At 65.4% G+C, this 12,481-nt stretch carries 9 protein-coding genes; 2 read left to right on the top strand and 7 right to left on the bottom strand.

All coding sequences use genetic code 11. From position 1 onward, the window contains the following. Positions 1-93 precede the first annotated feature (93 nt). The 5 genes from fahA to QX051_RS19210 form a co-directional block, all read right to left on the bottom strand. Positions 94-1,368 carry a fumarylacetoacetase gene (gene fahA, locus QX051_RS19190; RefSeq protein ID WP_315777208.1) on the bottom strand — a complete coding sequence of 425 codons (1,275 nt, stop codon included), beginning with the start codon at positions 1,366-1,368 and terminating at the stop codon, positions 94-96. 117 nt (positions 1,369-1,485) lie between these two features. Beyond that, on the bottom strand, positions 1,486-2,832 hold the full coding sequence (gene hmgA, locus QX051_RS19195; protein ID WP_315777209.1) for a homogentisate 1,2-dioxygenase: 1,347 nt from the start codon (positions 2,830-2,832) through the stop codon (positions 1,486-1,488). Further along, positions 2,832-3,788 carry an MBL fold metallo-hydrolase gene (locus QX051_RS19200; protein WP_315777210.1) on the bottom strand — a complete coding sequence of 319 codons (957 nt, stop codon included), beginning with the start codon at positions 3,786-3,788 and terminating at the stop codon, positions 2,832-2,834. The genes hmgA and QX051_RS19200 overlap by 1 nt, the downstream gene beginning before the upstream one ends. A gap of 27 nt (positions 3,789-3,815) precedes the next feature. After that, positions 3,816-4,043, bottom strand: a complete 228-nt coding sequence (locus QX051_RS19205) for a DUF2783 domain-containing protein (RefSeq protein ID WP_315750764.1) — start codon at positions 4,041-4,043, stop codon at positions 3,816-3,818. 12 nt (positions 4,044-4,055) lie between these two features. Beyond that, complete coding sequence (locus QX051_RS19210) at positions 4,056-5,690, bottom strand: FAD-dependent oxidoreductase (RefSeq protein ID WP_315777211.1); 1,635 nt, start codon at positions 5,688-5,690, stop codon at positions 4,056-4,058. A gap of 166 nt (positions 5,691-5,856) precedes the next feature. Here QX051_RS19210 and QX051_RS19215 point away from each other — a divergent pair, with 166 nt between their 5' ends. Next, on the top strand, positions 5,857-6,414 hold the full coding sequence (locus QX051_RS19215) for a MarR family winged helix-turn-helix transcriptional regulator (protein ID WP_315777212.1): 558 nt from the start codon (positions 5,857-5,859) through the stop codon (positions 6,412-6,414). A 157-nt stretch (positions 6,415-6,571) separates the two neighbouring features. Here the strand turns inward: QX051_RS19215 and QX051_RS19220 are convergent, their stop codons facing one another. After that, positions 6,572-9,019: an adenylate/guanylate cyclase domain-containing protein gene (locus QX051_RS19220; protein WP_315777213.1), complete on the bottom strand. Its 2,448-nt coding sequence runs from the start codon at positions 9,017-9,019 to the stop codon at positions 6,572-6,574. A 260-nt stretch (positions 9,020-9,279) separates the two neighbouring features. Continuing rightward, positions 9,280-11,358: an AsmA family protein gene (locus QX051_RS19225; RefSeq protein ID WP_315777214.1), complete on the bottom strand. Its 2,079-nt coding sequence runs from the start codon at positions 11,356-11,358 to the stop codon at positions 9,280-9,282. A gap of 212 nt (positions 11,359-11,570) precedes the next feature. On the opposite strand from QX051_RS19225, the gene QX051_RS19230 reads away from it, so the two are divergent. After that, complete coding sequence (locus QX051_RS19230; protein ID WP_315740764.1) at positions 11,571-12,245, top strand: Crp/Fnr family transcriptional regulator; 675 nt, start codon at positions 11,571-11,573, stop codon at positions 12,243-12,245. Positions 12,246-12,481: the final 236 nt, after the last annotated feature.

Here is a 12,481-nt window from a genome sequence, read left to right on the forward strand (position 1 = left end):
CCTCGTCATTCCGGGGCGCGCGCAGCGCGAGCCCGGAATCGATAACCACGACGTGACATCGTGCATCGAAAGCTCAGCCAAGGGCAGCTCGCATCACACGGCCGCTACGATCGTGCCTTCGACCTCGCCGAAGCCGACGCGATAGCCCTGCCCCTGGCACCAGCCGCGCATCACCAGAGAGTCGCCGTCCTCGAGAAACGTGCGCTTCACGCCGCCGGCGAGCTCGACCGGCTCGGTGCCATTCCAACTGATCTCCAGCAGGCTGCCGCGCTGATGCTTCTCCGGGCCGGAGATCGTGCCGGACCCGAGGAGATCGCCCACGCTCATCGCGCAACCGGAGGAGGCGTGGTGCATCAGCTGCTGCACGCTCGACCAGTACATATACTTGAAATTGGTCTGCGCGATGGTCTGCGCGGCGTTGCTGCCGGAGGCACGCAAGGCCACGTCGAGGGAGAGATCGTAGTTCTGCGCGGCCTTCTGCTGCAGGTAGGGTAGCGGCGTCGGATCCTGCGTTGGCCCCGACACGCGGAACGGCTCCAGCGCCTCCCGCGTCACCACCCACGGGCTGATCGAGGTCGCGAACGCCTTGGCCTGGAACGGCCCAAGCGGCACATATTCCCATTGCTGGATGTCGCGTGCGCTCCAGTCGTTGAGCAGCACGAAGCCGAAGATCATCGCCTCCGCCTGCGCCTCGCTCAGCATCTCGCCGAGCGGCGACGATTGGCCGATGACGACGCCCATCTCCAGCTCGAAATCGAGCCGCTTGCAAGGGCCGAAGCTCGGGGCATCGGCACTCGGCGGCTTCAACTGCCCACGCGGCCGGCGCACCTTGGTACCGGAGACGACCACGGTCGACGCGCGCCCGTTATAGCCGATCGGCATGTGCAGCCAGTTCGGCTGCAGCGCATTGTCCTTGCCGCGGAACATGACGCCGACATTGGTGGCATGCTCCTTCGACGAATAGAAATCGGTGTAGCCGGCGACGTGGAACGGCAGATGCAGCGTGACGTCCTGGCGCGGCAGCAGCGCGCGGCCGCGCAGCGGCTTGTCGTCGCGCAGCCGCGGATTGTCGTCGCGCAGCAGCGCGCTGATCGCGGCACGCGTCTTCGACCACACGTCGGGGCCGAGCGCCATGAAGGCATTCAGCGAGGATTGCGCGAACACCTCATAGGCCGGCGCCAGATCGAGCAGGCCTTCGTCCTCGAGCACGGCGAGGTCGAGCACGAACTCGCCAATGGCGACACCGACGCGCGGCTTTGGCGAATCGGCGGCGGAGAACACGCCGTAGGGCAGGTTCTGGATCGGGAAGTCCGAGGCCGGATCGACCGGGATGAAGGAGCGAAGCGAGGGATCGTTGGGATGAGTCAAAATGCTTCTCCGGACTACGTCGTCATGCCCGGGCTTGACCCGGGCATCCATCTCTCACCGCACAGAGAATGTCGTGGATGGCCGGGTCAAGCCCGGCCATGACGGCATTCTCCCAGTTCAAGGCCTGTTCGGATCGAAACGCTTCTCCAGTCCGTTCCAGCAATCGGCGTAGTCGCTCTGCATGGTGCCGGACTCCGCGGCGTGCTTGGTGATGCGCTGCGGGAAGCGCGTCTCGAACATGAAGGCCATCGTGCCCGTGAGCTTGACCGGCTTCAACTCGCCATTGCTGGCGTGATCGAACGCCTCGCGATCCGGACCGTGCGGCAGCATGCAATTGTGCAGGCTCATGCCACCAGGCACGAAGCCCTGCGGCTTGGCGTCGTAGACGCCGTAGATCAGACCCATGAACTCCGACATGATGTTCATGTGATACCACGGCGGACGGAAAGTGTTGTCGGCCACCATCCAGCGCTCGGGGAAGATCACGAAATCGATGTTGGCCGTGCCGGCGGTTTCCGACGGCGAGGTCAGCACGGTAAAGATCGACGGATCGGGATGATCGAAGCCGATGGCGCCGACCGGCGAGAAGGTGCGCAGGTCATATTTATACGGCGCGTAGTTGCCGTGCCAGGCAACGACGTCGATCGGCGAGTGCCTGAGCTCGGTCTTGAACAGCGCGCCGCCCCATTTCACGTAGAGTTCGGTCGGCGTATCCTTGTCCTCATACGAGGCCACCGGGGTCAGGAAGTCGCGCGCATTGGCAAGACAATTCGCGCCGATCGGGCCGCGCTCCGGCAAGGTGAAGGCGCCGCCATAATTCTCGCAGAGATAGCCACGTGCCGGTCCCGCCGGAATCTCCACCCGGAACTTGACGCCGCGCGGGATCACGACGATCTCGCCAGGCTCGGCGTCGATGCGGCCGAACTCGGTGACGAACAGCAAACGGCCCTGCTGCAGCACGAACATCAGCTCGCCGTCGGCATCGTAGAAGTGCTGGTCGACCATCGACTTGGTGATGACGTAGACATGCGCCGCCATGCCGGCCTGGGTCGTGGCATCGCCGGCCGTGGTCATGGTCTGCACACCCTGCAGAAACGTCACATCGCCTGCCGGAAGCGGCGTCGGATCCCAGCGCAGCTGCTGCACCGTGATCTCCTGCTCGTGACACGGCGCGGTGCGCCACAACCCGGCATCGACCTTGGCGAATCGGCCGGAGTGCTTCACCGAGGGCCGGATGCGGTACAGCCAGGAGCGCTCGTTGGAGCCGCGCGGCGCGGTGAACGGCGAGCCAGACAGCTGCTCGGCGTAGAGCCCGTAGGCGCAGCGCTGCGGCGAGTTGCGGCCGATCGGAAGCGCGCCCGGCAGCGCCTCGGACTCGAACGAATTGCCGAAGCCGGACATGTAGCCCGGCGTGACCTGTCCCGATGCGCGGTGCAACCGGTCAGGCGATGTGTTGATGTTCATCATCCTTCTCCTTGCAGGCGGGCCCACATCTCGCGGTCGCGCTCGGCGGTCCAGATCACGGGATCGTCGATGCCGCTGGCTTCGTCATAGGCACGCGACACGTTGAACGGCAGGCAGTGCTCATAGATGGCGAAACTCGAGAATTTCGGATCCATCACGTCGCGCGTGGCGGCCATGGACTCCTTGAGGCTGCGTCCCTTGGCGACCGACATCTCCGCCGCGCCATACAACGACGAGACGAAGTCGCGCGTCATCGCGATCGCTTCGCGCACCGTGGCCTCGCCCTTCAGCGCGTCGCCGCGGCCGGGCGCGATCGCCTTGGGATTGAAGTCGCGGATCTCGTTCAGGGTCGACGGCCATTCGCGCAAATAGGCATCGCCGCAATAACAGGCCGAGTGATATTCGATGAGATCGCCGGAGAACATCACCTCGGCATCCGGCACCCAGGCGACGATGTCACCGGACGTATGGCCGGCGCCGAGCTGGATCAGTTGCACCTCGCGCTTGCCGAGATGGATCGTCATCTCGCCATCGAAAGTGAGCGTCGGCCAGGTCAGGCCGGGAATGCTCTCGGCGTCCTGGAACAGGCGCGGGAAGCGGCCGTATTCGGAGTCCCAATCCTGCTGGCCGCGCTCGACGATCAGCCGGTGCGTCTCCTGCGAGGCGACGATGCCCTGCGCATGATAGGCCGAGGCGCCGAGCACGCGCACGGCGTGGTAGTGCGACAGCACGACATATTTGATCGGCTTGTCGGTCACCGTCCTGACGCGCTCGATCACCTTGTTGGCCATCGCCGGCGTCGCCTGGGCATCGAACACGATGCAGCCGTCGTCGCCGACGATGACCGCAGAGTTCGGGTCGCCCTCCGCCGTGAAAGCATAGAGATCCGGGCCGATCTCCGAGAAGGTGACCTTCTTCTCGGCGAGATCCGTGGTCGATGCGAAACCTTTCGCCATCACTTCATTCCTTGTGTGCGCAGCAGCCTATTGCTGCTGCTGTTGTTGCTGTTGGCCGGCATCCGCCATGCTGCGTTTCGCCAGCGCGATCGCCTCGCCCAGCACACCGATGTCACCGATGTGATTGGCGAGGATCAGGACCAATGCCGCATCGAGGTCGGCGCTTTCGAGGTCCGAGAGGCCCCGATGGGCTTCGACGATGGCGCGAAAGGCATCGTCGGGCTTGGCGAAATTGGAAGCGGTCGAGAGTGTCATCGTTGCGGCTCCTCAGCTCAGGCCGGAGGCGCGTGCGACCGCCGCCGCGATCGCGGCGCGGCGCGGATGCCGGAAGCGCGCCGCGACATAGCCGTCCGGACGCAGCAGATAGGATGTGCCGGGTTCGGCCCCGTAACGCTTGCCCGCGAACCCCTCGCCATCGGCAAGTCCATTCGGACCGCCGATGCTGACGACACCGACATCGTCGGGCACATCGATCGCCTCACCATTGGCAAAGGACAGCAGGGTGAAACGCCGGCCCTGAGCATTGAATGCATCTGTGAGATGAAGGTGCCGTCCGTCTGCCGTCTCGAGCGGAGCATCCGGCATCGATGTTCCCGGACGAGGGCCACTGTGCCAAGCCTCGTCGTCTTCGGTCGACAGCGGCGTCTGGTAGACCGAGGGAACCGACAGCCGGCCGCCATTGACCATGCGCTTGCCGAATTCGGTGTCCCTGGCGAGCGCGAGCACCACCTTGCGCAGCCGCGCCTCCTGGTGCGAATTCGGCGCCATGAAATCCGTCGCCCGCGTGGACTCGCGAATGTTTTCGTCAGCCGCTGCGCTTCGCTCCAGATGATAGGTTTCGAGCAGCGCCGCGGGCGAGGTACCGCGCAGCACGCGATCGAGCTTCCAGGCCAGGTTCTCGGCATCCTCCAGCCCCGAATTGGCACCGCGCGCGCCGAACGGCGAGACCTGATGGGCGGAATCGCCGGCGAAAACGACGCGACCATGAATGAAGCGTTCCATGCGCCGGCACTGGAATTTGTAGAGCGAGATCCATTCGAATTCGAACTGATCATGGCCGAGCATGCGCGCGATCCGTGGCCGCACATTCTCCGGCTGCTTCTCGACGTTGGGATCGGCATACCGACTGAGCTGCAGGTCGATGCGCCAGACATTGTCCGGCTGCCGGTGCAACAGCGCCGAGCGCCCGGCATGGAACGGCGGATCGAACCAGAACCAGCGCTCGGTGGGGAATTCAGCCGTCATCCTGACGTCGGCGATCAGGAACTGATCCTCGAACACCTTGCCGGAAAAACCCGCGCCGACCATCTGGCGCAGCGAGGAGCGCGCGCCATCGCAGGCGATCACGTATTGCGCCGAGAGCCGATAGGCGCCATCCGGCGTCTCGATCGTCAGCACGACATGATCGTTGCGCTGCTCCAGCGCCGTCACCTTGTTGCGCCAGCGCAGCGAGATCTCCGGCAGCGCGTTGACGCGATCGACCAGATAGGCCTCGGCGTAGAACTGCTGCAGGTTGATGAAGGCCGGCCGCTTGTGCCCGGGCTCCGGCAGCAGGTTGAACTGATAGAGCTCGGACGGTCCGTGGAAGATGCGGCCGACGTTCCACACCACGCCCTTGTCGACCATCCGGTCGCCCACGCCGAGGCGATCCCAATATTCCAGCGAGCGCTTGGAGAAGCAGATCGCGCGCGAGCCCTCGCCGATCCGGTCGGCATCATCGAGCACCACGACGGCATGGCCGCGCTGCGCAAGATCGATCGCGAACGACAGCCCGACGGGACCCGCACCCACGACGACGACCGGATGCGCGGCCGGCGTGGCCTGATCCTGGTCTTCGTGCCGATGATAGCCGAACTGAACCTTCGCCTGGCTCGCGCCCTGCCCCGGATTGGCCTGCACCATGGCTTGCTCGCCTTGTGGTTTTCTTGGACTTTCGAAGCGACGACTTTCGAAGCGACCGACATTTCCTCGGGCGAGGCCATTCGGCCGTCTTGCCAGATAGTCTCACCTGCAACTATTCTAAAGCCGACGGCTTCGGCCGCGTCAACTCAAAAATCGGAGCGCGATTTTGGCGAAGCCATCTACCGCGGCGTCCAGGCGGCAGGCGAAGCCGGTCGAGGATGACCGAAATGCCGCAGTGCCGCAGGAAGACGAGCGGCTCGACCTGTTCAAGTTCGCGCCATTCCGGCTCAACCGTCTGGCCGCCGAGGTCAGCGCGGCGCTCGCCGTCGAATATCGGGAGCGCTATGGGCTCGACATTCCGGAATGGCGCGTGCTCGCGACGCTCGGCTTCCGCCGCGAGGCCTGCAGCGCGCAATATGTCGCGGCGTGCACCCGCACGCACAAATCGACCATCAGCCGGGCCGTGACGTCGTTGCTGGAGCGGCGGCTGATCGAGCGCGTCGAGAACGCCGAGGATCGCCGCGAGTTCCGTCTGCGCCTGACACGTAAGGGCAAGACGCTTTATGAGGAGCTGATCCCGCGTTTGCAGCAGCGCGAGCGCGAAATCATGGCGTGCCTGTCCGCCGACGAGCGCAAGACGTTCGACCGCCTGATCGGCAAGATCGAGGCGAGCCTCGACCTGATCCAGACCAGCGAGGAAGCCGACGCGAAGCAGGCGTATTAGTTACGGATGTGTTGGGCAGGCAAAGGCGCCTGCCACGCTCTCCGTGGTCGACGACGGTCTTGCGCGCCGTGCCCACCACCGTGGTTTGGCAAAAGCGGTGGGCACGCGACGCCTTCAGCATCGTTTTGCCCACCCTACACGTCATCCCTACATGTCGTCACGAAGATGATCGCCGCCGCTCTGCAGGGGCATCAATCAAATCGGCGCCCTCCCCGTGCCAGCGCAGGATCTCCATCGCCAGCACCGCGTGATTGAAGCCCTTGAGATGCAGGTCGTCGATCGGCCTGGCGTCGACCGACTGTTCGACCACGCCGAACACTCGGCGCGACACGATCACTTGTCCGGCCTTGGCCTCGTCGCATAGCCGCGAGGCGAGATTGGTGACGCTGCCGATCGCGGCGTATTCGAGCCGGTGCTCGAAGCCGACCTGGCCGAGCGTCGCATATCCCAGTGCGATGCCGACGCCGAACCCCAGGCTGTGGCCGCGATTTTTCCAGCGCTCCGTCAATTGGCCGATCTCGTCGCGCATTTCGAGCGCCATCTTCACCGCGCGCATGGTGTGATCCTCGAACGGGATCGGTGCATTGAACAGGATCATCACGCCGTCGCCGGCATAGCGATCGAGCGTGCCCTCATATTTGAAGATGAGCTTGCCGAGCGCGGCGTGATATTCACGCAGCACGTTCATCGCCTCTTCGGGCTCGGTCGTCTCGGTAAACGCGGTGAAGCCGCGCAGATCGCAGAACACGACCGTGACCTCGCGGCGGTGGCTTTCCAGCAGCGCATCGTGACCATCCGACGACGCGATGATCTGCGCCACCTGCGGCGCCAGGAAGCGCTCCAGCCGCCTGATCCGCTCGATCTCCGCCAGTTGCTTCTCGACGCGCTCCTCGAGCGACTTGTTCCATTCGCGCAGCTGCTCGGTCTGCTCGGTGAGCTTGGCGGCCTGCTGCTGCACCGTCGCGTGGGTCAGCGCGAGCTCGCGGCCCTTCTGATCGACCTCGGTGAACAGTCGTGCGTTGCGCATCGCCAGCACGGCCTGGTTGGCAAACGTTCGCATCAGTCCGATCAGGTTCGGCGGGAACGTGCCGGCCGACCGGCGGAGCACCACGAGCGCGCCGAGCACACCCTGCTGATCGACCAGCGGCGTGAACAGCACGGCGTGAAAGCCGGCGGCGACCGCGACGTCACGCAGCGGGTGATCGGGTGCGCTTTCGAGCTCGGCGATCGCGATCGGCTCGCCGCTACGCACGGAGTCGGAGAGCAGGCTCGTCCGCTCGTCCAGCACATTGTGCGGGCCGTCCCGGTCGACGCCCTTGGCCTCCACCAGCCTGAAGCGGCGTTCGGCGGCCTCATAGGAATAGATCAGCACGGCGTCGGTCTTGGTGATCTCCAGCGCCCGGGCCGCCACCGTCGGCAGCACCGCATTGAGATCGAGCGAAGAGGCCACCGCGCGGCCAACCTCCTCGAGCACCTTCAGCTCATTGATCGACTGAGCCAGATCGCGCGTACGCTCCTCGACCTTGGCTTCCAGCACGGCATAGGACTGCGCGAGCTGGCCGGCCATGCTGTTGAACTGATCGGCGAGCTCCTCCAGCTCGTCATGCGTCTTCACCTCGATGCGCTGGGCGAAATCTCCGGCGCCGAGCTTGCGCGCGCCGGCGCGCAACGCGGTGATCGGGACGAGCATGCGTCGCGCCAGCAGCGAGCCCGCGAGGATCGCAACGGCAAGACCGAGCGCGATCAACAGCGCACCGCGCAACAGCTGATCGCGGATCGGCGCCAATGCGTGCGCGGTAGACTGTTCGAAGAACACGGACCAGCCGAGCTTGGGGAGCGTCGCGACCGCCGAGAGCACGGCGTGCCCGGCGCTGTCCGTGCCGGAGGCCAGCGGCTGGCCATCCGGCGTGAGCATCGCCGCGACCTGCGGCAGCTTGGAGAGATCCTGACCGACCGCCGGCCCCCTCGCCGAGCTCGCCAGCACCTGGCCGCGCGGATCCACCACGTAGGCGGTGCCGACCTTGCCGATCTGCGCCTCGGTCATGAAGTCTTCGAGAAAGTCGAGGTCGATGTCGGCCACGGTCACACCAGCATTGAAGCCGGAATGCGCGACCGAGATCGACATCATCGGCTGCGCACCCTTGAAGGTCACAGCGGAGAAATTGCTACCGTGCGTGACGGTGTCGGTGAAGCGCAGATCGCGCGACAGATCGTTGCCCGAGGAGAACGCGATCGAGGTGCGTGAGACCCGGAGCTGCTCGCGACCCTGGCCGTCGAGCTGATAGAGCTGCCGCACGGCCGGCGCCTGACTCAGCAGTTGCACATAGTCGGCGCGGCGGAGCTCCAGCGTATTGGCGCTCGCCCGCGTCACCCAGCTGATCTGTCGCTGCAGATCCGAGAGCGCCTGATCGATCCGCCGGGCGCTGGCGTCGGCCTTTTCGGCCATGGCGGCGGTCAGGCTCGCTTTGGTGGACTGATAGCTGATCCAAGTTTCGGTCGCGCCATTCACGGCCAGGACGAACACGACGAGCCCGACCAGCGACACGACGTATTTGGCGAACAGGCCCTGCCGCAACGACCAGCCTCTGTTCTCGACCTCGTTCATCCGGACCCCTCACGCGCGTCATCGCCGAGGTCAGCCTCGGACAAGCGCGTCCGCTGCCGTCCTCGCGGCAGCGACACCTCGGAGACGGGACCGCTCGAGTGCGAGACGGTCCGTCGCCGGCATCCGTTTAGCACATAATGACAAGCAGAGCCGCGCGCGCAGTGCGCACCCGCGCCGGCCATCGTTTGCGCGGTTGGCCCTCACCCGCTCCGCCGTGCGGATGAGATCACCGTGGCTTCGATTGCCCACACGGTTCTATATTACCTATTGAAGATTCGCTTCAGTACATCGTTCATCGGCTGACTGTCCTGCGCGCCGTCCTGCCGAGGCTCGGCGGGGGCGGCCTCCGCCGGGCCCTGGCCGGCATCGCCCGAAGACGGCGGAACAGCGCCGCCCTGGGGCGCAACCAGCGTACGGCCGCGGCCCTTGGCCTGCGGCTGCGCGCCCTGCTGCAGCCCTTGCTGAATCAGATTGCCGATCGCCGATCCGAGATCGCCGCCAAGCAGGTCGGATTGGCCGGCCGCCGGGGCCTGCGCGTTCGGAGCCACCGTCGATGGCGCGCCGTTCGAACCGGCGTTGGGCGCAGCATTTCCGATGAGGCCCCCGATGCCGTTGATCAGATTGTTCAGCCCGGCTCCGTCCTTGCCGAACAGGCCCTGGCCCATCTGCTTGAGCCTGGCGTAGGCAGCATCCGGATTGTCGAGGATGCCGGCCATGTCGGGGTAGAAGCGCGGCTGACTCCAGGGGCCGTCGATGACGATGGGAATCCCGAGACCAACCGGCTCCGAGGTGCGGCCCTGCCCCTCGGTCGTCATCACGAGCTTCGGCTCGACGCGCATCGCCAGCGCCCGATTGCCCAGATCGATCGTCCCCGCACCGGTGACCTTGACCAGCGGTCCGACCAGGTTGAGGTCACTGGTGGCGGCCTGCCCGCGCTCGACCTGGAACGAGGCCGAGAGCTGCGTGAGATCGGTCGTCAGCTCCTTCGATTCCTGCCATCCCGACAGCGGATTGGCCGTCAATGAGCGGATCATCTGCGCGACGTTGATGCCGCGGATAGCGCCGTCCTGGAACAGCAGGAACGCCGAGCCGCTCAGGTTGCTCATGAGAGCCTGCTGGCTGGCGCCGCTGGAGCGCAAGGCCAGCTTGCCCTGCATCCGCGCATCGAGCTTGTCGAATCCGGCGACGCTCGAGAGCAGCGGCAGCGCGCGGATGCCGACGAGATCGCAGTGCATCGCATAGGCCGGATTGCCCGTGGAGGCGTCGATCACGACCTCGCCACTGGCCTGCCCGTCATAGGCGCCGAGATTGGCGACGGTCGCCTTCAGCAGGCCGCCGGCCAGCGAGGCTTCGAGATCGAGCGGACCGAGGCGAGCCCCGGAGAGAACGACATCCGTCGCCGACAACTTCACGCGCGCATCGACGTAGTTGAGACCGCGCAAGTCGATTGCCGCCGTGCTCCATCCCGACGCGCCGGCAGAGCCCTGCCCCGCAAGCGCTCCCAAGTCGAGCCGGCGAACGTCGAGATCGACCTTCACCAGCGGCTTGCTCGCGAGATCGACCGAGGCCCAGCCGTTGAAATCGCCATCGCCAAGCGTACCGCTGAGGCCGTTGATCAACACCACCGGGCCATTCAGCCGAACGTCGGCGCGGCCAGCAAGGACTCCGCGAAATGCATTGGCCACGTCGATCTTGAAGTCGACCGGCAGCGTCTGGCGGTCAATTGGCAGCGCAGGCGCCGCCGCCGTGACGTCGAACGTCACCGGGCGGCCGCCGGCACGGGCCGCGCCCGTGATCTTGACCTTGCCGTCGGACAGAGACGCCGTCGCGCCGATGCCCTCGAGCCGATTCTCGACGCGGTCGCGCGGGTTGGAAAGGATGACGGCGCCGTCCCTGACGGTGACCCGTTCGATCCGGACCGCAGGCGCCGCTTCCGACTTCGCCGAGGCACGGCTACGCGGCGCGTTGTCCCGCAGCCGTTCGCGCAGCAGCGGCAGATAGAGTGTGGGCTTGTCGATGATGATCTCGCCGATGTCGGGCCGGCCGGACCACAGGCTCGACAGCGCCACGTCGGCCTGCAGCTTGCCGATCGTCAGCCGATTGTTGCCGTCCCGCTCCTTCGGATCCTGCAGGGTGATGTCCGTCAGGGTCGCATGCAGCGACGGCCACAGGCTGACGCTTGCCGAGCCGGCGATGCTCAGGCGATAGCCGGTGTCACGCTCGACGCGGTCCTGGATGGCGACCGTGAGGAAGCTCGCCGGAAGTCCAAAAGCGAGCGCCAGAGCGAGCACGACGATGACGGCGCCAATCAAACCGCCTGCGATCTTCAATGCCTTCATGTCGATGTCCCAAGCGCAAGGCGCGAGCGGTCTCCACGGGTTAGCGTGCGGCAACGCCGACCCGGTTCAATCCGAATTTTTCTCGGAACGAAGACCGCTCCGAGAGCGACCAACATAGTCGTGAGCGCGTGCGCCATTATGTGACTTATGACACACTTCCGCCCGGGCGGATTCTGTAACTCGGGCTCTGAACCACTGCCGAAGGTATAGTGATGAGCAAGCAGGCCGAATTTGCGGTCATTCTGAAGATGAACCCGATGTTCGCCGACCTCGGCGCGGACGAGCTGCAGCGAATCTCGAGCCTCTGTCACACTCAGCACCTGTCGTCGGGCGAGGTGCTGTTCCAGAAGGGCGATCCCGGCAATGCCCTGTTCGGGGTGCGGCGCGGCCAGATTCGCATCGAGACCGGCGCCACCGACGGCAGCCGACTGACCCTCAACTTCATGGGACCCGGCGATCTGTTCGGCGAGGTCGCCGTGCTCGACGGGCAGGAGCGCACGGCGGACGCCACGGCCGGTGAAGCGTCCGAGCTGTTCGTGCTTCGCCGCGAGGATTTCCTCAGCTTCCTGGAACGCGAGCCCAAGGTGGCGATCAGGATCATTCAGCTGCTGTGCCAGCGCATCCGCTGGCAGAGCGAGCGAATGGAGGAATCGGTGCTGCAGCCGCTGCCGGTCCGGCTGGCACGCCGGCTGTGCGCGCTGGCGGAGGATTTCGGCTCCGAGGTTCATATCTCGCAGGAACAGCTCGGCGTCTTCGTCGGCGCGGCGCGTGAAAGCGTGAACCGCCAGTTGCAGGCCTGGCGCAAGGACAAGATCCTGGATCTGCAACGCGGCCGCATCCTGCTGCATGACCTGACGAAGCTGAACACGATCGCACGCAACGAGTAGCAAGCCGGGCGCCCAGCTTCGTTCACCGCGAATTTGTCGATTGCGGGTCCGGTCCATGGCGGGAACCGCCCGTCGTGCATCGTTTGGTATCGGCATCGGCCAAACATGATCGCAATTGGGCCACCACGCCTCACAATTTGCGACATGAACTCTTTTTAACAATTCTAACAGGGTTCAATCCGGCGGCGGAGAGTTCCATTTGCTCGCGCGCGGCTGCGCGCGGGTGGAGCTTTACG

This window comes from Bradyrhizobium sp. SZCCHNR1053, assembly GCF_032381235.1.
In the GTDB taxonomy this organism is placed as follows: Bacteria; Pseudomonadota; Alphaproteobacteria; order Rhizobiales; family Xanthobacteraceae; genus Bradyrhizobium.